This window comes from Actinoplanes awajinensis subsp. mycoplanecinus, assembly GCF_001509495.1.
Lineage (GTDB): Bacteria > Actinomycetota > Actinomycetes > Mycobacteriales > Micromonosporaceae > Actinoplanes > Actinoplanes palleronii.
Genome location: NZ_LLZH01000312.1, coordinates 17,247 through 42,208 on the forward strand (window position 1 = coordinate 17,247; position 24,962 = coordinate 42,208).

Annotated in this window: 20 protein-coding genes; 10 read left to right on the plus strand and 10 right to left on the minus strand. The window is 70.1% G+C overall.

Annotation, left to right across the window (positions count from 1 at the left end; all coding sequences use genetic code 11):
- The first annotated feature begins 2 nt into the window (after window positions 1–2).
- The 5 genes from ADL15_RS40355 to ADL15_RS40375 are packed head-to-tail and all read left to right on the plus strand — an operon-like array spanning window position 3 to window position 5,625.
- Window positions 3–854 (plus strand): hypothetical protein, encoded by an 852-nt coding sequence (locus ADL15_RS40355; protein ID WP_067703330.1) that lies wholly within the window; start codon window positions 3–5, stop codon window positions 852–854.
- The gene (locus ADL15_RS40360) at window positions 851–1,276 is read left to right on the plus strand and encodes a hypothetical protein (RefSeq protein ID WP_157441911.1); all 426 of its coding nucleotides are present in this window, start codon (window positions 851–853) and stop codon (window positions 1,274–1,276) included. The genes ADL15_RS40355 and ADL15_RS40360 overlap by 4 nt, the downstream gene beginning before the upstream one ends.
- Window positions 1,273–1,653, plus strand: a complete 381-nt coding sequence (locus ADL15_RS40365) for a GPW/gp25 family protein (protein WP_067703346.1) — start codon at window positions 1,273–1,275, stop codon at window positions 1,651–1,653. Before ADL15_RS40360 ends, ADL15_RS40365 begins: the two co-directional genes overlap by 4 nt.
- A gap of 17 nt (window positions 1,654–1,670) precedes the next feature.
- Complete coding sequence (locus tag ADL15_RS40370; protein WP_067703349.1) at window positions 1,671–3,185, plus strand: putative baseplate assembly protein; 1,515 nt, start codon at window positions 1,671–1,673, stop codon at window positions 3,183–3,185.
- Window positions 3,175–5,625 carry a phage tail protein gene (locus ADL15_RS40375; RefSeq protein WP_067703352.1) on the plus strand — a complete coding sequence of 817 codons (2,451 nt, stop codon included), beginning with the start codon at window positions 3,175–3,177 and terminating at the stop codon, window positions 5,623–5,625. Before ADL15_RS40370 ends, ADL15_RS40375 begins: the two co-directional genes overlap by 11 nt.
- On the opposite strand, the gene ADL15_RS40380 is transcribed toward ADL15_RS40375, so the two are convergent.
- A complete protein-coding gene (locus ADL15_RS40380; RefSeq protein WP_157441912.1) occupies window positions 5,626–7,611 on the minus strand; it encodes a hypothetical protein in 1,986 nt (661 codons plus the stop codon).
- Window positions 7,612–7,963: 352 nt separating this feature from the next.
- Between ADL15_RS40380 and ADL15_RS53590 the strand changes: the two genes are divergently transcribed.
- Window positions 7,964–8,419, plus strand: coding sequence for a hypothetical protein (locus tag ADL15_RS53590; RefSeq protein WP_157441913.1), 456 nt, complete (start codon window positions 7,964–7,966; stop codon window positions 8,417–8,419).
- Window positions 8,420–8,565: 146 nt separating this feature from the next.
- Here ADL15_RS53590 and ADL15_RS40385 read toward each other — a convergent pair whose 3' ends face one another.
- The 8 genes from ADL15_RS40385 to ADL15_RS40425 form a co-directional block, all read right to left on the minus strand.
- Window positions 8,566–9,186: a DedA family protein gene (locus tag ADL15_RS40385; protein ID WP_067703358.1), complete on the minus strand. Its 621-nt coding sequence runs from the start codon at window positions 9,184–9,186 to the stop codon at window positions 8,566–8,568.
- Complete coding sequence (locus ADL15_RS40390; protein ID WP_394326979.1) at window positions 9,183–10,037, minus strand: universal stress protein; 855 nt, start codon at window positions 10,035–10,037, stop codon at window positions 9,183–9,185. The genes ADL15_RS40385 and ADL15_RS40390 overlap by 4 nt, the downstream gene beginning before the upstream one ends.
- Before the next feature lie 279 nt (window positions 10,038–10,316).
- The gene (locus ADL15_RS40395; RefSeq protein ID WP_198171224.1) at window positions 10,317–12,746 is read right to left on the minus strand and encodes an FtsX-like permease family protein; all 2,430 of its coding nucleotides are present in this window, start codon (window positions 12,744–12,746) and stop codon (window positions 10,317–10,319) included.
- Window positions 12,747–12,756: 10 nt separating this feature from the next.
- A complete protein-coding gene (locus ADL15_RS40400) occupies window positions 12,757–13,509 on the minus strand; it encodes an ABC transporter ATP-binding protein (RefSeq protein WP_067703401.1) in 753 nt (250 codons plus the stop codon).
- A gap of 86 nt (window positions 13,510–13,595) precedes the next feature.
- Window positions 13,596–14,408: an alpha/beta fold hydrolase gene (locus tag ADL15_RS40405; RefSeq protein WP_083972377.1), complete on the minus strand. Its 813-nt coding sequence runs from the start codon at window positions 14,406–14,408 to the stop codon at window positions 13,596–13,598.
- 301 nt (window positions 14,409–14,709) lie between these two features.
- Window positions 14,710–15,681, minus strand: coding sequence for an alpha/beta hydrolase (locus tag ADL15_RS40415; RefSeq protein ID WP_449369313.1), 972 nt, complete (start codon window positions 15,679–15,681; stop codon window positions 14,710–14,712).
- Window positions 15,682–15,825: 144 nt separating this feature from the next.
- On the minus strand, window positions 15,826–17,025 hold the full coding sequence (locus ADL15_RS40420; RefSeq protein WP_067703366.1) for an acyltransferase family protein: 1,200 nt from the start codon (window positions 17,023–17,025) through the stop codon (window positions 15,826–15,828).
- Window positions 17,026–17,566: 541 nt separating this feature from the next.
- Complete coding sequence (locus ADL15_RS40425) at window positions 17,567–18,667, minus strand: hypothetical protein (RefSeq protein WP_157441914.1); 1,101 nt, start codon at window positions 18,665–18,667, stop codon at window positions 17,567–17,569.
- Window positions 18,668–19,065: 398 nt separating this feature from the next.
- On the opposite strand from ADL15_RS40425, the gene ADL15_RS40430 reads away from it, so the two are divergent.
- The 3 genes from ADL15_RS40430 to ADL15_RS40435 all read left to right on the plus strand — a co-directional run bounded on the left by ADL15_RS40430 (window position 19,066) and on the right by ADL15_RS40435 (window position 20,474).
- The gene (locus ADL15_RS40430) at window positions 19,066–19,467 is read left to right on the plus strand and encodes a DUF2202 domain-containing protein (protein WP_083972381.1); all 402 of its coding nucleotides are present in this window, start codon (window positions 19,066–19,068) and stop codon (window positions 19,465–19,467) included.
- A gap of 59 nt (window positions 19,468–19,526) precedes the next feature.
- Complete coding sequence (locus tag ADL15_RS57220) at window positions 19,527–20,066, plus strand: PIG-L family deacetylase (protein ID WP_157441915.1); 540 nt, start codon at window positions 19,527–19,529, stop codon at window positions 20,064–20,066.
- Between the two features lie 186 nt (window positions 20,067–20,252).
- Complete coding sequence (locus ADL15_RS40435; RefSeq protein ID WP_067703377.1) at window positions 20,253–20,474, plus strand: hypothetical protein; 222 nt, start codon at window positions 20,253–20,255, stop codon at window positions 20,472–20,474.
- A 47-nt stretch (window positions 20,475–20,521) separates the two neighbouring features.
- Here the strand turns inward: ADL15_RS40435 and ADL15_RS40440 are convergent, their stop codons facing one another.
- Entirely contained in the window at window positions 20,522–23,536 is a 3,015-nt protein-coding gene (locus tag ADL15_RS40440; RefSeq protein ID WP_232344858.1) for a hypothetical protein, read from the minus strand.
- Between the two features lie 825 nt (window positions 23,537–24,361).
- Here ADL15_RS40440 and ADL15_RS40445 point away from each other — a divergent pair.
- A complete protein-coding gene (locus ADL15_RS40445) occupies window positions 24,362–24,808 on the plus strand; it encodes a hypothetical protein (RefSeq protein ID WP_067703383.1) in 447 nt (148 codons plus the stop codon).
- Window positions 24,809–24,962: the final 154 nt, after the last annotated feature.

Consider the following 24,962-nt stretch of genomic DNA (forward strand, 5'->3'; position numbering starts at 1 on the left):
AGATGGACGGGGTGACCAGTGACGACGGCGTCCGCCGCTACTACGGCAAGTACCCGGGTCGCGTGCTGCACAACGAAACCACCGGCGGGGCGCACCGCGGCGCGGTGGTCATCGAGGTCGGCGGCCTGCTCGAGGACGAGCCGCAGGGATCGGGCCGGCGTGCCCTGCAGGTCACCGCACGGCCGTGCCTGCCGCCCGGGTTGTTCTGGGTGCCGGAGCCGGGTCAGCCGGTGTGGGTGGAATTCGTCGCCGGGCGCCTCGACGAGGCGGTGTGGTCGGGTGTCTGGTACGCGACCGACGCGACGCCGCGCACCGTCGACGGTGAAGCCCCGACGGCGAACCAGAAGTTGCTGCGCACCGCCGCGGGCCATGTCGTGCAATTGGAGGACGCCACCGGCGACGGAAAGGAACCCGGAGCGGTCACCGTGCTCGACGCCCGTGGTAATCGCGTGGTCCTGGCGAAACAGCGAATCGAAGTCCATGCCGCACGGGGTCAGGACGGCGACTCCGGCGACGGTAAGGCAGAGGTCCGGCTGGCGGCCGGTGACGAGGCTCGGATCGTCGTGCAGAACGACGGCACGACACAGAGCATCGTCCTCACAGCCGGTAAGGCCGAGATCTCCGTCTCCCCGGACGGCGTGAGCATCACCGACGGCACCAACGTGATCACCGTCGCCGCCGCCCAGGTGACCATCAACGATCACCTCGTAGCCTTGGACGGATTGCTGGACATCTTCAAGAACCATCTGCATGCCACGGCGATGGGCCCGGCGGCACTGTCTCCCGCCGACGTGGTGAAGTGCGCGCAGGGCGACGCCGCCGGCACGGCGCTGTCGCGGGCAAGGGCCAAGTGATCGCCATGGCACTAAACCGCGATCGCCTCGCCCTAGCCATCTGTGACGCGCTCGTTGCGCAGCTGAAGCCTTCGCTCGAGGACACGCTGAAGAGGAGCAAGGTGGAGCCGGAGACCGCGAAGAACATCATCGAGCAGTCCGTCGTCAGCTGGCAGAAGGTCAGCCGTGCCATCGCTGACGGCCTGCTCGACCAGTTCCTTTCCGAGAACACGGCCGAGCGCGCACAGACCTACTCCTCCAGCGAGCAGGACGAGACGTTCTGGGGCTGGCTGAACGCGTTGACCTCCCTCGCGTCGGCGCTGCAGGACTGGGCCACCGATGCTGGCGCCGATATCACGGTCCTGCGGGACAACGTGGCCGGTGCCCTCGGCAAGGAGGCCCTTTCCCACCCACCGTCGAGCTTGACGGGAGAGTTGCGATGAGTGACACGGTCTTCGGAGTCTCGGTCCCCTTCCGGGTTGTCGACGGGCGGATCGCCGTCAGCGCCGGCACGGACAAGATCGAGGAGAACATCGTTCATCTCTTACTGACCCGCGTCGGTGAGCGGCCGATGCGGCGTGACATCGGGTCCGGCCTGCATGAGCTGCTGCAGGAACCGGACGACGAGGCTCTGCGCGCCCTGCTGCGCCAGCGGCTGCTTGCCGTGCAGCAGTGGGAGCCACGCATCCGGGTCGTTGCGATCGACCTCGAGCGTCGCGACGACCTGCTCCTGATCCTGTTCACCTATGCCCCGTCCGGTAGCGCCGAGCAACGGACCCTGACCGTGCCCGTTGCCTTGTCCGCAGGAGGAAGCCCATGACCGGCACTATGTCTCCGGTGGCCGTCGACGCCACCGACAAAGATTACGAGGCGCTGCGTACGGCGATGCTCGACCTCGCCGCCGAATTGCTGCCCGCGTGGACCGACCACTCGCCCGGCGATCTCGGCACCCTGTTGGTGGAGCTGTTCGCCTATGCCGGCGACATCCTGACCTACTACCAGGACCGCATCGCCGCGGAGAGTTACCTGGCGACGGCGACCGAGCCCCAGAGCCTGCGCCATCTGCTGCGCCTGATCGGCTATGAGCCGACGCCGGCTCAGCCCGCCTCGGCGGACCTCACGCTGCTGTGCGCGGACCGGGCGGGCGCCCTCCACGTGCCCTCCGGGGCCACGTTCGTCACCGGCGCCGCCGATCCTGTGCGCTTCCGCTATCTCGGCGCCGCGCAGCGCGTCGACCTCGGCAGCCTGCCGCTGGTCGAGCACCGGGGCAACAGCTACCGGCGATTCTGCCCGGACAACGTCATCGGAGAGGATCGGCTGAACGGCACACTGCCCGTTCAGGAATGCGTCGAGCAATGCACCGACCTCGTCGGGATCTCCGACGGGTCGGTCTGGCAGCGCTTCGCGCTCGACCGCAGCCCGGTGGTCACCGAGTCGGTCGAACTCGTGGTCACCGGCGGCGGCGGGGGTGACGAACCAACCAGCTGGAAGCGTCAGACCACGCTGCTGGGCAGCGGCCCCGCCGACACGCACTACCAGCTCACCCACGGCGACGTGGGAACCGTGTCGGTAGAGTTCGGCGACGGCCGCACCGGGCAGATTCCGCGCAGCGGCGACCACGTCACGGTCTCCTACCGCGTCGGCGGCGGCGCCCATGGCAACGTGCCGGCCGACTCGATCGTGCGCCCCGACCCCGCGATCCCCGGCGTCGAGGTCGTCCTCAACGAGACCGCGGCCTCCGGCGGCGTCGATGCACAGACACCCGCCGAGGCCGCCCGCCGCGCTCCCGCGCTATTTCGTACCGCGAACCGGGCCGTCACCGGCGCCGACTACGAGAACCTCGCCTGCAGCTTCGGCATCGCCAAGGCATACGCCCGACCGGTCGAGGCGAACATCGTCGAACTCTTCGTCGCCCCGGCCGGCGGCGGCCTACCGAGCGACCTGCTCCTGCACGACCTGCACCAGTGGCTCGAGGGCAAACGCCTGCTGACCGTACAGCTACGGCTCCGGCCGCCGGCCTACGTGCCGGTGCAGATTCAGGCGACGTGGGGCGTCGAGCCGCACCGGTTCTTCGCCGACGTGCAGCAGCGCCTGGAGCGGGCCATCGCCGACGTGGTCGCCTTCAACCGGGTGCGCTTCGGTGACACAGTCTATCTGAGCAAGATCTACGAAGCGGCGGAGAGCGTCGACGGTCTGAGTTTCATCAACGTCACCAGGTTCCAGCGGGCCGACCGGGCGGCGCCGGACCTGCCGCAGGACGGACGACTGTCCTTCGAGGAGCACGAGATACCCCTCGTCGATCCGCCGCGAGACATCGAGCTGCACCCGGCGGGAGGCGGCGATGTTAGGTGAGCTGACGGCCGCGGCCAGCACACGACCGTACCAAATCGATCTGCAGTGGACCTGGTCTTACCCGGCGGACGGGCAACGGCCGCCGCACCGGCTGCGGCGCTGCGCCGGCAGCTTCCCTGAGGAGCGTCCTGGCCGTGCCGGCGTCCTGCTGACCCTGGTCGAGCTCGCCGGCTCGCGGGCGCCCGGCATTCGCGCCCTGCACCTGGCCTACCGCGCCGACGGGGAGCGGCCGGACGTGGCGGCAACCGTCACGATGCGCGGGACCGGCGCGGCCGCTCCGGATGAATTCATCGTCGGTCACCGCGACGACGCCGGGACCTGGCAGCAAACCCGCCTCGCACCGGTCCACCGGATCGACTATGACGATCGACCGGCGCCCGGCTGGAACGTCTCCCACACGCTGCGCGTCTATGACGGCCCGGGCCATCTGGCGGGCACGCTCACCGTGCGCGCCGGCGCGGCCGCCGTGGACACGGCCAACGAGTGGCGCTGGCATCCTCGTGGCGGCGACGAAATCATCGTCGCCTTCGCCCGCGACCACGTGCGTCGGCCGCTGCGGGTGGCCGGGCGGCCGCCGTGGTGGCCGGTGCGCCGGCGCACGGGGTTGCCCGGCCCGCCACCGCAGCCACTGCCGGCATCGATCTATTGCGAGGCCGCAGAGCGCCGCGACGCCGACACCGGCGACTGGCAAGGGTCCGCTGTCCTGCTCGATTTGGCCGCCGAGGCCGGGCAGTTCACCTATTACGAGTTGCACCGTGACGACGCCGGCGACGCCGTGCAGGCGGGCCTGCGGGCGTGGGCGGCGGCCACCGGTGACTACGGCTGGGCGGGCCGCCTGTACCGGCTGCTGCCCGCGGTGCACCGACGCCTCGACGAACCAGCGCCCGACCGGCACGACGGCGAGCTGCGCCGGTTCCTGCTGATCTTCGAGACCACGCTGAACCACCTGCAGGGCCGCGCCGAGGCGTTGCGGCTGCGCCAGGACCTCGACCGGACGCCTCCACCAGCGCTTGTCCTGCTCGCCGAGGGGGTCGGCTGGACGCCCGACCAGACCACTTCGTTGCTGACCCAGCGGCACGACATCGCGCAGGCGAGCGCGCTGTATCGGCAGACCGCGACCGCGACCGCCGTGCGGGCTCTGATCCACCGGTACACCGGCGGCGATTGCCGCATCAAGGAACACGTCGCCACGATCTTGCGGACCAACGCTCCCGAGCCGATTCCGCTGTGGGAGCTGTGGGAACGCGCCGCAGCGCCGCAGCCCGCCGATCAGGACGTCATCGCGCCCGACACGTGGACGCCCGCCCGGCCGGTCCTGCACACCGAGCGCTTCGACGGGCGGCCGGCGACGGCGTGGGTTCCCGGCGATCCGCCCGGCATCCGGCGCTACTTCCACTCCGATCGCGACGGGACGCGGCGGCTCTGGCTGCTGCGGCCGGGCGCCACGGAGCCAGAGCCGGGCCCCGGGGTCGCGGCTGGCGACCCCGGCATCGTGGAGCAGGAGCCGGCGGCGGCCGCGACCGACGGCACGCTGTGGCTAGTCTGGTCGGTAGGTCGCGGTGACGCCGGCGACCTGTGGGCGTGCCGGACGGAGGATGGCTCTGCGACCCCGCCGGTGCGGGTGACGTCCGGCGCGCGGGCTCACCGGCCGGCCGCCGCCGTTGACCAGGACGGCCGGCTGTGGATTTTCTGGGAAGTCGGCCGGTCCGGGCGCAGCGACATATGGACCCGGCGTCTCGACGAGCACGGTTGGTCGCCGGCGCAGCGGATGCCCGGCGACGGGCACGACCATGCGCCCAGCGCCGCCTGCGACGACGACGGACGGCTCTGGCTGGCGTGGCACCGCGGCGGCGACACCGGTGCGGGCAGCGCTCTGTGGGCGCAGGTCTGCGATCCCGCCCGCGGGTCGTGGGATCCGCCGCGTTGTCTCGGGGAAGGTGAGGGCGCACAGCGCGACGAGTTCCCGTCCATCGTGTCGTGGAGCGGGCGGCTTTGGGTCTTTTGGCACTCCGACCGCGACGGGCACTGGCGGCTGTGGGGCCGGGCGAAGGCCCGCGACGACCGTTGGACCGCCGCTTTCGCTGCGACCGGGCCGGCGGCCGGCGACTCCGGCCCTCCCCTGAGCGACAAGGAACCCGCCGCGGCGGTCGGTCAGGACGGGCGCCTGCTGCTGACCTGGCGTTCGCAGCGCGGCGGGACCGGGTACCAGTCGCGCACGGTGGACACGCGCAACCGGGAGGCGCTGGCCCGGCTCGGACGGTTCGACGACCGTACCCACTACCTGCACGACGCTCGCGCCGGGCAGCCGCACAACCTCAACACCGTCAGTGTCCACCTCGACCGGCCGGCGGATCCCGCCGAGGTCGAGGCGCGCCTGGCCGCGTTCCAGCCTCTTCACACTCGGTACCTGTGCGTCGTCGAACCGGGGGGCAGACCCTAGTCACGGCTTCGTCCAGACAATGGCCTCTCCCTGTTCGAATGAGCGGCCGACCACTTCGCCACTGTCACTGGTGGCGTACGCCTCTGCAAAGATGGTGGGTGCGACGAGCAGAACCTGTCCGTCGCGGCGGCTCCAGAGCACCGGGTAGCCCGGTGGGGAGGTCGCCGGTCGGGCCGGCTGAAGGTTGGCCAAGACGTGCCCGCTCGCCGTAATCCCGCGTGGTTCGACGCCGGGTTCGCTCATCAGCAGGCAGGACTCTGTCATCAGGAACTCGCCGGTGTTCGCATCCCAGGCGAACAGGAAGGTCTCGTCGTCTTTCGTGAAGGCGCCGGCCACCACGCCGGCGTCGTTCACGGCCGTCGCCCAACTGCTAGACGGACGCCTTTGCGGATCGGGAAAGACGTCCTGGAACCGCCACTCGTCAAAGAAGTACCAGATGACGGCCCGCGTTCCCTGGTCATCGGTGACGCTCCCGGCGATGAATCCCGCAGCAGCCGCCTGAGGACGAACGGTCGCCGGGCCCGATGTGTCGCCGTGGCTCAAGGATCCGATGTACTCCCAATCCTCCTTGTCACGCTGGCGACGCCACAGCACGGCGGACTCTTCTCCCTCGTACGCGCCATAGCCGGCGATGAACCGGCCGTCCGGTGTGATGACCGTCGCCGTGCACTCGAGAACGTCCGCGGTCAGCGTAGCCTGCGCCGCGCCAGTGCCGAGGTCCCACACGACGGCACGTCCGGCGCTCGCGCCGATGGCGTGGCCGGCGTCATCGAGGGCGACCACCGTCGAGCCGGGGTTGGCGCCATCCACATCGCGCAGGATCGTGACCTCCCATTCCTCGCCGTTCTTCTCCCAGAGCAGCGGCCTGCGGGTCACCTCGCCGACAACGCTGTTGCCGACGACCTGGTGACGATTGTTGACGGCCACCGGACAGACCTTTCGGTAGTCGTCGTCCCCGGGGACCGGCAGGGCTTCGCAGCGCAACACGGTCACCGGGTCGTCCGTGGTGGCAGCGCCGTAATCGTTGCCGACCGAGATGACACAGTCGCCCCACGTTCCGTCCGGGACCGTGACGACGACCTCGCCGGGGCGTCCGCCGATGCTGACGTCGGCGTAGCCGCCGAGCCCGGTATCGACGGGCGTCAGGAACGCCGCGTTGGCCGTCTCCAGGTTCCGGCCGGAAACGATCAAGGCTGTGCCGGGGACGCCGACGCTGGGTCGCACCTGGTAGCCGGCCGCGGTGAACCCCGGCGAGAAGCCGAGACGAAGGCGCCGCAGCAGATCGCCCAGGTTGAGTCCGGTCAGCCGCAGGTCGTCGATCTCGGTGATCCGCGGCGCCTGCGGCCGCCGCCGCAGCACGGCCAGGCGGGTGTGCACATGTCCGGCAGGCGCGGCCGGGAGCGCCGGCTCTTGCGCTTCGGCGTCGTCCTCCGCTTCCGCGCCCTCCACCACCTGGACCGTCCACGCGCATCGCTGGCGAACCGACGTTTGCATGCCGACGTCGTCGTTGAACAGGGACCCGTCCTGCGCCGCGGTCACCTCGTCGAGCCAGGCATCGAGATATACCAGGTCCCGGCGGCTTGCGCGCCGCGGTGAGGTCAGTGGGGGCGGCTCGGGCAGCTGGGCGCTGTAGCGCGTGCTCTCCTTGATGACCGGCCGGAGGCCGCCGGCTAGGAAGCTTCCCGGCACTCGGTCGCCGTCCGAGATGAGGAAGTCGTTGTCAGCGTCGGCCTGGGGCGCCCCGTCCATGTCGTCTGTGTCGTCCTCCGGGATGGGCAGGATGCGAAACGCCTCATCGCCGAGCAGGTGTGTGCCGTCGCCGACATAGTCGTGCAGGACAGCTTGCAGGGCCGACGCGAGAAGGTCCTGCAGGAGGTTGACATCGCGGTCCAGCAGCGGGACGCCCTGCTCGATGTGCAGGCCGACATAGTGCTCTCGCTGGCTCGCAGCCAGCACCTTCCCAGGTTCACGCGAGTAGTTGCTCATGCTTCTCCAAGGTGCTCGGCCCGGCCCCGGATCGCTCCCGTTCTTTCAGCACACCCCTTGGGTCACTCCCGCCACCAGGGGCGGTGGTCCCGGGACAAAGTGAGGGTCGTCCCGCGGAAGCCGTCGTCGATGGCCTGCACCTCTCACGGCCGGCCGTGACAGGCGGCATCGTGGAGACGGTCGCCCGGCGACGACACCACCTCACCGCAAGTGGGAAGGCGTCCCATGACGTACGCGCAGCACGAGGAAGAGATCGAGGGGCAGGTGCGGCGTCCGGCTGCTCGGCCGGCACAGGTCGACGCGGCGCAGCGGCCGGCCACGGTTCTGCTTCCGCCTGGAGGATTGCGGGCCCTTGTCACTGCAGCCGCCCGCACCGACGTTGGAGATCAGCGCGGTGGACGGTCCCCTGGAACGGGAGACCGACCGGATCGCCGACGCGATGGCAACCGGGGCGCCGCGGTCGATATCGCCACCGGTCGGCGCGACCGCGCGGATCGCTCGTTCCGCGGTGGCCGACGAGCCCAAAGAGTTCGACTGCGCGGCCGCCTCGCTCGATGAGATCGACAACCTGTACCTTCGACGCCAACCACGGCGCCTTCAGGAAAGCGCTGCGCCCGGTGGCCCGCAAAGCCGTCAAGCTCATCCTTACGAAGCGGCCCCCTGTCCCGACGCAACCGAGCGAGATGAAGTAGCCGCCCGGACCGCAACGGCGCCGGGTGCAGAGGCGCGCATTCAGTCGGAGCAGAGCGTTGTGGGTGCCGAAACGCCATCCACGCCGGCCAAGCGGCATGATCGTATTCGTGGATGAGTCCGCCGGGTAGATCGTGTCGGCGGACGTCCAGTCGTGCGAGGGTTGTCGGTGATCGGGTCGAGCCGTCGACAGCACAGCGAGGCTCCCGGCAGGGGCATCCGCCTCTACCTGCCGTGCCAGCACCGTCAGGATGGAAAGGCTCATTACGACCGGGTAGCGGCGCCGCGGCTGCGGTGACGCCGAAGCCAAGGCACGACGATCGGGACGGTGGAGACCACCACGATGGCGACCAAGATCAGTTCGATGTGGCCGCGTACCAAAGGCACCTGGCCGAGGAGATAGCCGAGCACGGTGACTCCGCTGCCCCACAGCGCCCCGCCCACCACGTTGAAGATGGTGAAGGTGCGATAGCGCATGTGCAGCGTGCCGGCGACGATCGGGGTGAAGGTACGCACTACCGGCACGAACCGGGCCAGGACCAGGGCCTGAGGGCCGTAGCGGCGGGAGAATTCTCGTGCCCGTCGCAGATTCTCCTGTCTGAACAGACGTCGGTCGCGGCGGCGGAACAGCGGCGGGCCGAGCCGTCGCCCCGTGGCGTAGCCGACCTGGTCACCGGCGACCGCAGCGGCGGTGATGAGAAGGCACAGCTGCCACAGCGGTAGCCGGAGCACGGTGTGCTGGGAGGCCAGCAGACCCGCGGTGAACAGCAGCGAGTCACCAGGCAGGAAGAACCCGAGCAGGACGCCGGACTCGGCGAAGACCAGGGTGAGGATTCCGAGTACACCGAAGGTTGAGATCAGCGTCTCGGGGTCGAGGAACCTCATGGCTCGTGAGCGTCGTGGCGCACGACCAGCACCGGCCGATGAGCATGGTGCAGGGTTGCCATGGCCACGCTGCCGAGAAGAATCTCGCGAGCGGCGGAGTGCCCGCGCGAGCCCACCACCACAACGGCCGCCCGTCGTTGGCAAGCAGCGAGAGCGAGCGCATCGGCGACCGCCCGGCCAGGCGTGACATGGTCGCCACGCGCCGGCAACCGCAGAAACTCAGACGGTGCCGCAGGCGGGTCGACGGCATTGTCACTGACGGTGGCGACAACCACCGGTCGACCGCGGAACAGCTTCCGGGCAGTTTCCAGGGCCAGCAATGCACCCGCTGACCCGTCCCATCCCACCAACACCGGCCCGGTGGCAAGGTCCGCGCTTTCGGTGGTCAGTAGCGGGTACGGCACAACCAGCACCGGTCGGGGTGCATAGTGTGCAACCACGTCGGAGACGCTGCCCAGCACAGCAGAAGCACCGCTGAGGCCGCGCGAGCCGACCACGACGACGTCGGCATCCACCTTCTCGGCGAGCACACCGATGGCGAATCCTTCCCCGCCATAGCTTCGATCGATCAGGGGTTCGGGCGTCCACCCAGCGACGCGGGCCAGAATGACGCCCGTCGCGGTGATGCGTCCAGCCTCGGCCGCGCCTTCGCGCTCGATCGCAGCGACAAGATCGTTCAACCCGGTCTCCCGGATGCGCAGGCGCCTGCGAATCGCCTCGTTGGCGAACGGCGGCGTCCAGCAGAATGCGATCCATACCCGGGCCGACGGCAGCAACACCGCGCCCGCCTCGATCGCCGCAGCGGCCGACAGTGACCCGTCGTAGCCCGCTAACACTCGAACGTCTCTCATACCGCACATCGACATCACCCGCTCTCCGGGCTTCCACTCCACCGTCACCCGTGCGTAGCGCACTCGGAAAGAGGCATCCGGCCCGTCATCACGCGCCAGCCCGCGGCAGAGTCGGCCCGGTGACGACCTGGCACTCCGGTCGGCCGCGACGTGAGACGTGACGGCCACCCGGACGATCTCGTGGTCGGCATGCGAGCCGATTCCCTGCCTCGCGCACGGTGTCGCTCGCAACGGCGAGACGACGAACCGTCCGCCGCCGTCACAGCCTGGTGGCTGTGGCTATTCCATGACGCGTAGCGTGGCGGAGATGTCCATCCGGCGGGTGCGGCGCAGCGTGAACAACGGTGCGATGGCAACGGTGAGTACGCCGAGGGCGAGCGCTTCGAGAACCGTACGCGCGGACAGGGCGGCGGTGACGCCGATTTCGGGCAGCACCGATGGAATAGTGGTCGCGGTCAACCAGCGCAGCAGCCCGTAGCCGCCGAGAATGCCCACCACGGTGCCGACGCCACCGATCAGCACGGTTTCGACGGTGGTCATGCCGAGCACGGTGCGGGGCGGGAGTCCGAACGCGAGCATGGTGGCATGTTCCCGGCCGCGTTCGTCGACCCCGATGGTGGTGGTGTTGAAGGCGATCAGCAGGGCCAGCAGAAGGGTGACGGCGGCGGCGACTTGCAGGATGCCGACGAACTCGTCGAGGCTGGCCTTCATGCCGTCGGTGGACGCTTGGGCGGTCTGCGCGGAGGCGACGTGCGGGACGGCCAGCAGCGCCCGGCGTACGGTCTCCGGGCCGGCGCCGGCCGCCGGCGTGACCGTCAGCAGATTGGTCGTGCCGGCCATGCCGAACGCGGCGGCGGAGTCCGGGTCGAGGTAGGCCAGCATCCGCATCGGATTCGGGTGCACGCCGGCGACCCGCATCCGGGTCTGCACGGTCCGCAGGCCGGCGGCTGTGGCTTGCGGATGTGCGACGGTGACCGAGTCACCGACGTGGATGTCCAGATCACGCGCGGCCTTGCCGGCCAGGACGATGCCGCCGGCGGCGGTGCCCTCGGTCAGGGTGGGCGTCCACGAGGCGTGGCGGGCGACCACTTCGATGGCCAGGTCGACCTGATGACCGCCGGAACGGGCGGTCGCCGCAGCGAGGAGACCCACGTCGACCGAGCCGACTTCGGGCAGCGTGGCCACCCGCCGCACCACGTCGCCGTTCCGGGGCTGGAAGGTGTCCAGGGTGACGGCGACCCGGTCCGGGGCAGCGTGTAGGAGTTCGTCCGAGGCCCGGTCGAGGGTGCCGCGGAACGTGTCCAAGAACCCGACCACGGTGACCAGTGTGGTGATCGCGGCCGCGATGCCGAGCGCGGTCAGCGCACTACGGCGCGGAGTCCGCAGCACGTTGCGGACCGGGATCTGGTGGTAGCCCGGGCCGGGCAGCCGCAGCCGGGGCAGAAATCCGACCAGTCCGCCGCTGCGGGCCGCGAGGTGGCCGACCCGGATGGCCTGCACCGGCTGAACCCGCAGGGCCCGCCAGATCGGCCAGGCCACCGCCGCGAACGGCAGCACGAAACCGAGCGCGGCGGCCTGGGCGAACACGTCCAGTTGCAGAGGCGTACGCCAGATCGGTAACGGCACCATGTCGGTGAACAGCGAGCGCAGCGGAATCCCGATCGCCCAGCCGACGAGCAGACCGAGCACCACCCCGAGCAGCGCGACCTGGGCGCCGAACAGCAGCGGCCGGACGGCCAGCAGACGCGACGGTACGCCCAGGGCCATCCCGATGCCGATCTCGCGGCGCTGGGCCTCGACGATCCGCGTGGTCAGGTTGAGCGCGGCCAGCGCCCCGCCGAGCAGCACCAACAGGGCGACGACGCGCCACAGTTTCGCGTCGCCGGCGATGTCCTGGTAGAGGATGCGATAGGCGTCGATGTCGTCACGGGTGCCGACGGTCGCCGCGACCGGCGGCCGGGCCGTGTCGAGCGCGTGGCGCAGCTCGCCGGCGATCATGTTCCGGTCCGTGCCTGGGCGCAGGGTCAGCACCACGTCGTTGACCGCACCGCCGGTGCCGGTGACCTGCTGCACGGTGTGCAGGGAGGCGAAGAGCACACCGTACGACTTCTGGCTGAGGAACGGGGTGCCACCGCCCTGGGCGCCGGTAACCAGGAAATACTCCGGCGACTGGCCACGACCGACCACGGTCAGCGCAGTGCCACCGGACACGGTGAGTTCGGCCGGCAGCGGCAGATTGTTCTTGCGGGCGAACACCGCCTCCGCCACCACGTAGGGACGGCCGTCATCGGCGGCGCCGAGCGCGCGGCCTTGGTTGATCCAGACGCCGTCGACCGGCGCTCCGGGTCGGGTGTCGGTGCCGACGAGTTCCCCGGTGACCAGCAGCCCGCCCGGCCCAGCGATCTGGGTCGGCACGACGAGGCGCTCCCGCGCCGCGGCCACATCGCCGGCGTGTGGCAGGCCGGACACCAGGGCCGCGAGGCTGCCCTCTGCGACGAGGCTGCCCTGCGGCAGCGCCACGCGCAGATCATGCGTGTGGACGGCGGCGAAGCTCTCATCGTTGGATTGCGTGCGCCAGGCCGAGGTGCCGAGCAAGCCGGCGTACGTCCCGGTGCCCAGTGCGATGACCGCGGCGATCGCGCCGACCAACACCCACCGGCGGCGAAGATCACGCCAGGACCAGACCATCCAGAACCGGAACCGGTGCACGGCGCACCTCCTACCAGTGCAGGTCGGCGAGCGGGGCCGGGCCGCCCTCGGGTCTGCGGTCGGCGACGATGTGACCGCTGGACAGCTCGATCACCCGACCGGCAACCCGCGAGATCTCCCGGTTGTGCGTTACCACGACCACGGTCTTCCCTGCTTCCGCCTGCGCCCGCAGCAGCTCGAGGATCTGCACGCCGGTACGGAAGTCCAGTTCACCGGTCGGCTCGTCGGCCAGCAGGATCGGATTGCCGGTGGCCAGCGCCCGCGCGATCGCGACCCGCTGCTGCTCACCACCGGACAACTGATGGGCGAAATGTCGCCCTCGCTCCCCCAGCCCGACCTGCTCCAGCACCTCGGCGGCCACCCGCTCGGCGTGCGCACGCCCGGCCACGTCCGCGCCGAACTGAACGTTCTCCAACGCCGTCAGACCCGGGAACAGGTTGAAACTCTGGAAGACGAAACTGACCGTGCGCCGGCGGATGCGGATCAGTTCGGCCCGCGACGCGGTGGTCAACTCGACCCCGGCCAGGCGGATCGTGCCCGACGTCGGCGCGTCCAGGGCGCCGACCAGATTCAGCAACGTGGTCTTACCCGACCCGGAAGGCCCCAGCACCACCACGAACGCCGACTCGTCGACATGCAGGTTCACCTGGTCCAGCGCCTTCACCACGCCGCCGCCCACGGTGAAATGCCGGCAGACGTCGTCGAGGTCGAGGCGGGTGCCCTCAGCTCCGGCCCGGGCGTCGACCGCCGGGCCGAAATCCATCTTCGCGCCACCCATGGCTCCGGTATCCCATGCGTCATCTCGATCGGGCAGGGCCATCCGGCACCACTGCGATGACCGGCAGCCCCCTACCGCTGCGCAGGCTTCGCGGTGAGGAAACGATCTATCTCAGTGACAGCGCGGCGCGAGGCGATCGTGCCGAGGTGGCCCTTGCGCCGGTACAGACAGAACCGCGCCGACGGAATCCGGTTCGCGGTCTCGATGAACAGGCGCGGACTGTAGAAGCGGTCCCTGGCACCCCCGATGATCAGAGTGGGGGCGCTGATGCGCGGCAGCTCGGGTGCGGCGTCGAAGACGTCCTCGGCGGCGATGGTGGTCAGCAGATCCGCCGGGTCCTGCTGATCCAGCTGCGGACCGGCCAGCCACAGCAGAGCCGTGAGCAGCGCACCGCCGATGCCGGTGCCGGCCAGTGCTGGTCCGGTGGCAGCCCAGGCCGCTCGGGGCCGGTCGGCTCGGGTAAGGGCGGCCAGCCGCCGCTGGACCTGACGGCCGTACGGCGAGAGCCGGCACGCGCTGCCGAGCAGAATCAGCCGATCGAGCAGTCCCGGATGGTCGGCGGCGAATACCTGCGCGATCGACCCGCCGGTGGAAATCCCGATCAGATGGACCGGGGCGGTGAACTCCCGGCGGATTGCCTGCGCGTAGTGGTCGGCCAGGTCACGCACCGACGCTCCCGGCGCCAGACCCGGCCCGCGGTTGATGACGTAGACGGTCAGGTGATCGGTGAGTGCCCGGAACAAGCGCAGGGTGCGGCGGCGGCTGCTCCCGGCCGGGTCTGCGTTGCCCGGTTCGAGGCCGGGGAACACAACCACCGCCGGGCCTCTCCCCGCGGCCAGGTAAGGCAGGCCACCGGGTAGCAAATCCTGGCGGATGCCGCTCATCGGCTCACCGCCCCTACCGGCCTCGGGCGCGGCCGCCGCGGAGCTTGTCAAGCATCTCTATCGCCTTCTGCTGGTTCTGCGGCTTGGCGAGCTGACGTTGCCCTTGCTCGATGAGAAGTTTGCCTCGCGGACTGCTAAGGAACGCGCGTACGCGCTCGGCAAGTGTCGGCACGGGTGACTCCTTCCGAGTGGATGGCGGCTCGGTGTCTAGCCGCCGAAGCGGCCGTGGAAGTCCGACACCTTGCTACGCGTGGTCCTACCCTCCTCAGCTGAGGAAGGCGGCGCGGTGGCCGACGACGATCTACCCGCTGGTGGCGTCGGCGGGTGTGGCGCAGAGATGCCGGCGCAGGAAGGCGGTCTGGTCGGTGACCATGCGCTGCTGCACCTCCCCCAGGTATGCCGAGAAGTGCCCGCCCGGATACCGGCGCAACTCGCCGTGCGGCGCCTCCCGCGCGGCGCGCGTCGCCAGCGGCAGCGACGCGGCGGTGTCGGCCTCGGCGACGCAGACCAGCAACGGCATCTCGAGCCGCCGCGCCAACCGTCCTGGCCGGTAGCGCATCAGCGCGAACAGCGAACGCGCGGCCATCTCGTTGCGCCAGGTCGGCGCTTCCGCGGCCAGGTGCCGGGCGACCGCATCGTCCTCGGCACCGGTGAAAACGGCGACCGCACCGGGCGGACCGACGATCGGAACGGTTACCGGCGCCCTGGCGAACAGCGCACCGGCCGCGTCGCGCAGCGCCGCCGCGAACAATGCCGCGGTGACCTTGCCGGAGCGAGGGCTGGAACGGCCAGCTTCGATTCCCATGAACGGCAGTTGCGCGACGACCGCGCGGATCGCCGGGTCGGCGGCGGCCACCGTCATCACATGACCACCACTGAGCGAGGTGCCCCACAGAGCCACCCGATCGGGGTCCACCTCCGGCAACGCCCGGGCGAAGCGAATCGCGGCCTGCCAGTCCGCCACCTGCCTTCGTACGCTGATCACCTGCCGAGGTCGCCCCTCGCTGGCACCGAACTGACGGTAGTCGAAGGTGAGCACGACCAGGCCCGCCTCGGCGAAACGCTGGGCGTAACGGGCCAGGCCGAAGTCCATCGTGCCGGTCGTGCCGTGCGCCGACACCACACACGCGGTCCACGCGGCCTCGGGCGGCAGGAAGAGCCGTCCCGCACATCGCTGACCATCGGAGAAGAACGACACCTCACGTAGTGTGATCACGGTAACCCTCCCGGACCCGGCCGGACATGCCACCACGGGGTCAGTGTCGATCGCCACGGTCGTGATGGTCAGAGGCCTTCGACCGGAACACGAAGTCCGATCGTCAGAGGGCCCTGGGGCCCTACCAGCATGGCCGCTGTGGCCGACCGGTGATCCGAGCGCGGGCGCCCGAAGCGGCCAGATCCGGCGGCCTTCACCTCGTCAGAGAACCCTGGCGATCCAGCGCATCCGGCTGATCAGCAGCCACGACAGCCAGAAGGACACGGCTACGCCGCCGGCCGCCACGATCGACGCCTTCGCCTCTGCGGGCAGTGGGACGGATCGCAAGACGACCGCGAGGCCGATCAGGACAGGCGTCTGCACCATGAACGCGCCATAGGTGCTGCGGACGACCGCCGGGCCGGCCCAGCGCCGCGATGCGCCAAGGTGGCGTTGGACGACGCCGAGCAACCACACCGGCCCGAACACCGCCAGCGTCGTTTCGACCGCGGTGAAACCCACAGCCGGCCACTGCCAGCCGCCCATCAGGTCGTCGATGCGATCGAGCATGCCCGCCACGCTCAGGAGCACCACTGTTGCGGCGACGGCCGCGGCTGCCACCGCGCGGCTGCCCCGGTACAGCTGGTCCGGAAGTCGTTCAAGCCAGCCCTGGCCAACGGCGGTGACGCCGACCCCGAACGTGGCCAGACAGGCCGGCCACTGCCAGAAGTTCAGGTCGGTGAAGCCGCTGTCGCTGCCGTAGGGGTATATCAGCCGGATCAGGAACGACGCGGGCGCCACCGCCGAGGCCACCAGCAGCAGGCGACCCATCGTGATCGTCCGGCGTACCTGCCCTACGGCACGGGGGTATCCGGTCCGTACCCAGCCGGCGTACCCGAGCGAGAAGATCAGCAGTACGCCGACGAACCACAGCGGTCCGGTGTCCACCACCCCCTCGTCGTCGACGAGGTTGTCCCAGTAGGAGCCCGGCGCGTTGCCCAGCGGGTGCTCCAGCGCATAAATGACCACTGGCTGTAGGAGCAGGACGTACACCATGAACGGCGCACCAAGCCGCAGCAGCCGGTCCCGGACGAACCGTACGGCGCCCTTGCGCTCCAGCGATGGCGGGGTGAGCAGCCCGGCGACGAGAAACAACAACGTCATCAGGATCAGGCCGAACGGGGTGATCACCACCAGCAGCACTGCCTCGACCACCGGGTTGAGCGTCACCTCGCGTACCTCGGTGTACGACCACACCTCCATGGAGCCTACGTACCCGAGGACCGCGTGCAGCGCGATGATGACCGCGATCAGAACAACTTTGAGGTTGTCCAGGTAGCGGACGCGCCGGGCCGCCCACCGCGCCGGCCCGCCGTCCCGCCGGCCGGGTGGGGAGACGCTCGATGAGCTCCCGGCCGCCACACCTCGACCGTCGCGCTGCCCGGGATCGCGAGCCAGAGCCGATGGACCTGCGTGCGACGAAGGACGTCCTGCTCCCGAACGGCCCCGGTGGGCGCAGGCGCCCTCCCGAGGCGGGACATGCCCGGTGACCACCACCTCGATGCGGTGGAGGCGCGACGTCCGCAGGTCGTTGAGCGTTTGAGCGTTTGAGCGCCAGGCTGTCCCGGTGAGAGTCCAGCCCCAGCAGCATCGCACTGCCCCGATCAGGGCGGATCAGGTCCGTCACAGGCGGAGGGTGACTGTTCTGCCTGCCCCGTTCGGGCCGATGAACCCGAACGTCTCCCGTATGCCATGGTCAGGTCGAACAGCCCGTGGCCGTTGCCGTAGTCCATCGTCAGACCCGTACGGGTGATCGCGGCCGTCGTCGGCTCAGCCAGCGGCGAACGCGCCGTCATCTCGGTTCGCGCCAACCATCCAGGCTCCCGCTGCCCGGCAGCGCCAGGGCCGGAAGGCCACCTCATTCCGAGACGTCCCCTGGTGCCGCCCGACGCCGAATGCCGGATCAGCAGACCGGCGGGCGGGCCGTGCCGGTGCCACCTTTCGAGCTGCCCAATGCGCTGACGTCGACGGCTGCCGCTTCAGCGGCGAGTTCGTCCAGGCGATGGAGCACCGCGAGGACCCGAGCGGTGGCGAAACCCGACGCTGTCCTCTTCTGACCGAACGAGAAGGACGCGAAGCCCTGGAAAGTGGAACCAGGTGTCACGGTGCCGTCCACGCTCAGGTTGTACCGGACCAGACATGCGGACAGATCGGCCAGAGCAACCCGATCCGCCGGGTCTGCCTGCCCACCGCGCCACAGCGCCGGGTAGCGGCCAAGAGCATCGAGGACGGCGTACGCGCCGTACCAGGTGGGCGGCCACTTGGCAGTCTTGAACCCCTTGCCGTGGCCGAACATGTACGGCTTCTCGGTTGCTCGCATCCGCCAGGCCCGCAGCGCGACCCGAGCGACCGCCAGCAGCTCTTCCGGACGTGGAGACGGCGGCTGCGCACGGGCGAGCACGCGTAGGCCCTCCAGCGTCACCTGCGGGCAGAAGTCGTTCCGCCGCCCAGGACCACGGAATCCGGTGACCGGGTGCGGACGGCACGGCCATGCCGGACCCTGCGCGGTTTGCGTCACGTCAGCGGCGAGGCGCTGCAAACCGGCCTGGACCTTCGGGTGAGCGGTTCGGCCGGCGCGGACAAGGACATCGAGAACCGCGTGGCTGTCACAAAGCAACGCACCCCAGACCGGCGCCTCACCCGCTCGCCGCGCGGCGTACGCCTCGAAGCGTCCCCCGCCGTCCTGGTGGTCGAGCATCTGATCGAGCAACCGGTCGATCCGCGGATCATCGGTGGGCGTCACGCCGAGGTCGAACAGCAGGTTCAGCAGGTTCGGCGCGAACCGCGGGCTGCTGTGGCCGCCGAGATCGTCACCAGCAGTCCAGTCGGGGAGACGGTCGAGCAGTTCCCGCGTGCCGGAATCGGCCACGACCGCCTGGTGCGCCGCCACCACCTCGGGGTCATCGGCCGGACGGTCAAGCACAGCGGTCAGCGTCACCCACTGGGCAGCCGGCTCGGCACACCCCAGCAACCACCGTCGCGGATCGGCCACACCGAGCGCCACCCAGGACCATCTGTCCGACTGTGCCGTACCGGAACGTCGCCCCATACCTCGACCCTGCCCGCCGCTGAGCAGGGCGCCAGGGCCAGAGGACCCGCAATACCGACGCTCGGCTCGGTCACCGTGATCGCCTCCGACAAGACCGGCACCCTCACCTAGGGACGGATGGTCGCCGCCGGCTGCGGACCCCGTTACCCCCGGCGCGGCCGAGATCGACGGCCACGGCACCGGCAGGGTGATCTGCAAGGACGCGCCCGAGGTGCCCGTGAACAACACATGGGGTCGGGCTACGGCATGGGGTCGGGCTACGGCATGGGCGCCGGAAACGGCGGCTGCAACCAGCTGCAGGTCACCGCACCGCAGGCACGCTCACCGCGGCGCACAAGACCACGCTGGCGTCGATGGCTCAGGTGGAGAAACTCGCCCACGCCCTGTACGCCACTTTCGGCGCCAGCTATGACGCGGCCGTCTTCGACCACATCGCCGCCGCCGAGACCCGGCATCTGAGCGCGGTACGCATCCTGCTACAGCGCTACGGTGTCAGCGACCCGACCGCCGGCCAGCCGGTCGGCACGTGCACCGACAAGGCCGCGCAGGCCACCTACGACAAGCTGCTCGCGCAGGGCAAGCAGAGCCGGGCCGCCGCGTTGGCCGCCGATCAGCAGGTGGAACGCGACGACACCGCCGACCTCACCGCGGCGGCGAACGGACTGACCGCTCCGGACCTCCAGCAGGCGTGCGCCAACCTGCTCGCGGCGTCCCAGCGGCACCTGACCGCCTTCACCCGCTGGTCGAACCGATAACCACGTCCGTGACGGGGCGGCTCGGCCGACCCGTCACCGTGGCGGAAACACCGTGATCGATGACCGGTGTGCCGGCCGTAGTGGCGCATCCGGACAACGAGTCGTCAGGCCACGGCGCCGTGATCAGAGAGCTGGTCGAGCGCGGCGTCCCGGTCACCGTGCGGTGCTTCACACACGGCAAGGCCTCCACGCTGTACGGCGTCGGCGGGGACCTCGGCACACCTACACCCGCGGCAGCCGGCACCCAGCACCACGAGGCCGGCGCCGCCGCCACTGCGATGGCCACCCCGGCGACCGTGATCAGCCATCCCGAGTCGGCCACACGCGGTGCCCGGGCGCCCAGACCAGACCAGCAAGCAAGCAAGCAAGCAAGCACAGCTGTACCACGACCAGTGACCAGGCAGATACCCGCGCGAATTTGTCCCTCCGCACGGCGCAACCGATTGATCACAACAATCGTCCGCCGTCGGCGGCGGTTCACTCACCGTCCGCCTCCTGACCGGCTTCGCCGGAAAACCGCCACACCCGGACAGGCGATCTCCTTCAGCACCCCCGGGCTGACGATCGCCGGTTTTGGGTACGCCGGGAGCCTGCCGTGACGTCGCCACCAGCGTGCCCTTCCCGCCGTCACCCCCACTGGAGCACCCGCGATCCGCACCCGGTCGGCGCGCTCACCCTGCTGCGATGCGCAGCCCGTACCGAACACATCGCCCACGCCGACCCGCGCACCCACCCTGCACGGCCCCGGCGACGAGCCGCCACAGTGGCTGACCGCCGGTGAAGCGTTGTCCGCCGGCTGGCTGACGGCGACCGGGCTGGCGGTTTCGGTACTGCCGTTGAGCGTCGTGGTGGAGGTGGCCGGCAGCCGGGAGATGATCCAGCGGCTGACGAACGGCTCCGAACTGCCTTACCTGGTACTTCGGTTCGCTGCCGCGGAACCGCACGGCACTGATGTTCCACGTACCCCGCGTCTGCCGCCCGAGGTGACGGTCCGTGTGATCGAGTGAGGGTCGGTCGGCCGCTACGAATCAGCCGAGACGGGTACGGGGCGCCCTCAGCGCTCTCGCCCATCAGGTGAGTCCGGCCCGGACGGCGCGGGGCCCGCCGGCTCCCCGGCTGGTGGGCCTGCAACCGGCGCCGTCGCCGACCGTGTCGGCACCGGCCTCGCCGCTACGTGCGACTTCCGGCGCAACTGATCCATCTGCTGGAAGGCCTGGTCACCGACGTAGCGACCCAGAGCGGTGTAGGCATCGAACTTGGCCACGTCGAACCACTGGTCACCGGTGGCGTCGTGCGGGAACAGCGCGTGTTGCTCGGCATGCTGACGAACCTCCCACGGCGTCTGCGCGGTGAGGACGCTTTTCCCGATCACCAGGCGGCCCGTGGGCCCGGTTCCGGCACCCCGGGGGCCGGGGTAACGGATCTGTCCGGTCACGATGCAGCTCTCCGCGGTGCGCGCCTGGACCGTGGCGGCCTCCTGCCGTTCGCCACCGGCAGGCTGGGCTCGCTCGGGGCGGTCGAGTTTGATGACCACGCCGAGTTCCTCCCTGGCCAGGGTGACCGAGCTGGCCAGCGAGGCGGCGAACGAGCTCTGCGGGCTGGTCGCGTCGAAACAGTAGATCTCCGTGCAGCCGTGGCGCAGCAGCTCGATCAGCCCGAGATCCTCGTAGTGGCCACCGTCGGCGACGAAGACGAGCGGGTCGTCCTTCGGGTAGCGGCCGAACAGTTCCCGCAGCAGATAGCTCAGCCGGCGCCACCGGGGGAAGCGCGGCTGCCACCATCGGCGGCCGGCGTATCTCATCTCCCAGACCACGCGGGGATTGGGCATCCACGTGCCCAGACGCGCGTTGGTCAGCGCCAGCACCACGTTGGCGGGATGGTGGTAGCGGCCCATGGCTGACGCGAACGCCGCGCCCGAGACCGCCATCGCGGTCTGGACGGTGAGGTCGACTTGCAGCCGTGGGGAGATGCAGTCGCGGATCTCCGCCGGTGTGTACCAGCCGAGCTCGGGGCCGCCGATCCAGTCGCCGGAGATGGTGAACGGCAGCGCCTTGCGGCCGGGCGGGACGTCGTCGGGATCGCTGGAGTGTGCCGCGGCGCAGAAGATGACTCGTGGGAACGCGGATCGCGGTTCGCCGTAATTCTCGAGCCGGGTCACCTCATCGTGGTCGTACGGCTGCGCCTCGTATCTGATGTCCGGCTCGAGCCGGTCTCCCGCGTCGCGCCCGTCGCGCGGTGCGTTCCACCGCACCCGGCGAACCGCGAACGCCTTGCTGAGCCGGCGCCGGTAGAAGGGGTGCAGGCCCAGTGCGGTCTCGTCGATGATGCCGTACAAGATCAGGAAGAGGCAGGTCAGCGCGATGGTGAAGGTGATCTGATCACCGGGCAGGGTGACCTTGGGGACGCCCCAGGACCAATGAATCGAATCGGTGACCTGGTGCCGCGCCGTCTCGCGAACGACGATCCCGAAGACGAGCAGGTAGACGCCGGCGACCAGGGCGATACCGCCGTAGACGCTCAGCCACTGCGCGATGCGCTTGCCGGTGTCGCCCAGTCGCTGATGCCGCGCCCGGCGGCGAGCGCCGTGCAGCGCTGTCTCGATTTCGGTCCGGTGCCGGCTCCACAGGCCGAGAACTGTGGTGGCGACCCCGGCGGCCGCGGTCACCGCCCCGCCGGCCACGGCCGGGCGGGCACTCGACAGACCGCCGGTGGTGATGTGGTCGCCGGCCCAGACGACCAGTGGGATCACCGCGCCGAAGACGACCATGACGGACACTATCCCGACGAGGATCTGCGGTGTCCCGTGCCGTACCTGCCGCTTGCGGCGGGCGACTCTCCCGAGCGGAACAACCGCCCCGGGAGTCGACGGCCCCGACGGGGACGAGCAGTCTGTGTCATCGCGCCGGCGGCTCCATCGGCTGAGCGATAACAACTCCAGCAGCGCTCCCCCAGCGGCGACGGCGACGACGGCCAGGACCGGCCCCCACAGCGGATGCCAGGGCATGGACGACTTCTCCCCACCGAGAAACCCGCTCCGCTGGTAGATGTGGCCGACCCACCGGCCGGCGAGGACGGCGAGCAAGCCGAGGAACAGCACGGAGATCAGGACGCCGCGCATCAGGGTGAAGACCGCCGCCGCCCACTCGCGGACCGTGTCCGCGAGATAGCTGCTGTGCCGGCGCAGGTAGTCGAACTCCGGCGAGCCCTCGCTGAACGTGCTGCCGTCCGGCGGCTCGACGCTCTCGACGCCCCGGTAGGCGTCGTAGCCCGCCGCGTCAGCGGGCAGACCCTGCCGGGCCAGCTGGATCGCTCCGGCGGCGTACGCCCCACCTGACACGGCGGTCAGGTAGTCGGCACCGGTCAGCTCACCTGGCCGATTCTGCAGGGCCTGTAGCGCGCCCAGGCAGAAGGTCGCCGATCGGATGCCACCGCCGGACAGGGCAATGCCCCGGCCACCCGGCGGTGAACCTGCGGGCCGGCGCGGGGACTGCCGACTAGACCGCCAATGCTCGTAGGCGCCGGCATCGCCGTCCTGCTGCACCGCTGAGCCGATGGACTCCGCGGGCAGCGTACGGGAGGGTTTCCGGAACCTCCGGGTCGAGATCACCAGAGCCGTGGTGACGACGACCAGGGTCGCCAGCGGCATCAGGACCAGACGCGGAAAAGCCACCCCTTGCAGCATCGTCAGATGTCGCTGCCAGGACACGGGGTCGTCCACGGTGCCGGCGAGCAGGTGCAGCAGCCAGTTCTCCCACCCATACAGCCCGAGGAGCACCAGCAGGGTCCAGCCGGCTGTGGCGACGATGAGGCTCACATGCGTGGGTTGCCAACTCTCGTCCACCTCGGGCCATCGGCGCCGATGGAACAACGGCGCCAGGAGACCACCGGCTGACAGCAACAGCAGGCCTAGACCGATCCAGGCGTCGGTCGGCAGCGCGTTCTCGTGGGTGAAACCTTCGATCAGGTCCGCGCGCTGCTGGGCCGTGAACGGCGCCGATCCGGGGAACTCGGCTTCGAAGACCGCCTGATTCAGCTTGACCATGTGGACGGTGAGCAGAACGGCGCCCACACCGACCGCCAGACAGAAGATGAGCGGCAGGGCGACGTGGTCCTGGTCGCGGAGAAGGTCGCTCCACCGTTTCTTACGACCATGGGGACGGTTCGTGCACCTCACAGGCAGTGACGGGCCGGCCACGCTGTTGCCCCCAACCCCGGACTCGACCATAAGGCAGTTGTATCGACCGCGATGATCGTCTTGCAGGGTCGCAGGTCCCGTCGGCTCCGCCAGAACGGCCCCGTCCCCGGTGACGGCGGCGTCAACAGTCCAGCGACCAGGAACAGCAAGGTGATCAGAAAAACCTGAACGACTGAGCAGCACCAGCAGGACGGCCTCGACGACCGGGTGCAGCGTCGTCTCACGGACCTCGGTCTACGACCACACCGTCAGGAAGCCGGTGTACCCGAGCAGGGCATGCAGCGCGATGCTGGCTGCGATCAGCACGACTTTGAGGTTGTCCAGGTAGCACATCCGACCGGCCGCCCACCGCGCCAACCCGCCGTCGCGCTGGCCGGACGCGGAACTGCCAGACCACCCTGCGGTGCCATCCCTCGACCGTCGTGCCCGGTCCCCGCCGCCGGTTCGGGCCCATCGGCCTGTTTTGCCGGCTGCCCGTAGCAGCGCACGCCGGCGCACCGTTCGGCGTCCGGGCAGTCAGAGCAACGGTCCGAAAGGCCGGCGTTCTCGGCGGTCGCCCCGGATGGGTCGATCGTTCCATGCACAGTGTTCGGCTGGCGCACGTCGGCAACGCGGGTACCGACGGCGGACGACCGGGGACGGTCGGCCCTACCGATGCCGCCGTCAGCGGCGGGAGGCTGGCCGAGGAAGGGCAGAGCCATGACCACAGCAACCGAGCACCGCCGCCCGTCGGTCGCCGCGCGCCGGTTCGGCTACGGCATCGCCGCCACGATCAACGTCGTCCTACTCTATGTCGTCAACGTCCGGCCCGGCTGGGACGCGATCCCGTTCCTGACCCCGGACACCTCCACGATCATCCCGCTGGTCAACGCCTCGCTGATCGTCGGGCTGATCGTGGACGCCGCACAGTCCGTGCGAGACCCGGCCTGGCTGGTCGCGCTCGGCGGCTTGGCCACCACCTCGATCGGGCTGGCCGTGCTGACCCGCACCTGGCAGGTCTTCCCGTTCGACTTCGGCGACACGTCGTTCAACTGGGCGCTCCTGACCCGGGTCGGGCTCGCCGCCTGCCTGGCGGGTGCACTGATCGGCTTGATCGCGCAGGCCGTCACGCTGGTGCGCACGGCGGCCCGGGCCCACCCGGAATGACGGCTCCCCGCGACATCGGGATGTCTGACACCGAGCAGGCACGTCAGCGCTGATCGGGTTCACGCTGCTGCGGCTGATCGCCGCCCTCGGCGAACGCACCGGAGGGCAGGCCTGCCCGGTGGTCAGCCGCTCCGCTGACGACCTGGTCCGCCGG

Bases quoted from the DNA above. Each gene is read 5' to 3' on its own strand.
- ADL15_RS40355 (WP_067703330.1), top strand. From the start codon at position 3: ATGGACGGGGTGACCAGTGACGACGGCGTCCGCCGCTACTACGGCAAG.
- ADL15_RS40365 (WP_067703346.1), top strand. From the start codon at position 1,273: ATGAGTGACACGGTCTTCGGAGTCTCGGTCCCCTTCCGGGTTGTCGAC.
- ADL15_RS40375 (WP_067703352.1), top strand. From the start codon at position 3,175: ATGTTAGGTGAGCTGACGGCCGCGGCCAGCACACGACCGTACCAAATC.
- ADL15_RS40380 (WP_157441912.1), bottom strand. From the start codon at position 7,611: ATGAGCAACTACTCGCGTGAACCTGGGAAGGTGCTGGCTGCGAGCCAG.
- ADL15_RS40385 (WP_067703358.1), bottom strand. From the start codon at position 9,186: ATGAGGTTCCTCGACCCCGAGACGCTGATCTCAACCTTCGGTGTACTC.
- ADL15_RS40390 (WP_394326979.1), bottom strand. From the start codon at position 10,037: ATGAGAGACGTTCGAGTGTTAGCGGGCTACGACGGGTCACTGTCGGCC.
- ADL15_RS40400 (WP_067703401.1), bottom strand. From the start codon at position 13,509: ATGGATTTCGGCCCGGCGGTCGACGCCCGGGCCGGAGCTGAGGGCACC.
- ADL15_RS40405 (WP_083972377.1), bottom strand. From the start codon at position 14,408: ATGAGCGGCATCCGCCAGGATTTGCTACCCGGTGGCCTGCCTTACCTG.
- ADL15_RS40430 (WP_083972381.1), top strand. From the start codon at position 19,066: ATGGCTCAGGTGGAGAAACTCGCCCACGCCCTGTACGCCACTTTCGGC.
- ADL15_RS57220 (WP_157441915.1), top strand. From the start codon at position 19,527: ATGACCGGTGTGCCGGCCGTAGTGGCGCATCCGGACAACGAGTCGTCA.
- ADL15_RS40445 (WP_067703383.1), top strand. From the start codon at position 24,362: ATGACCACAGCAACCGAGCACCGCCGCCCGTCGGTCGCCGCGCGCCGG.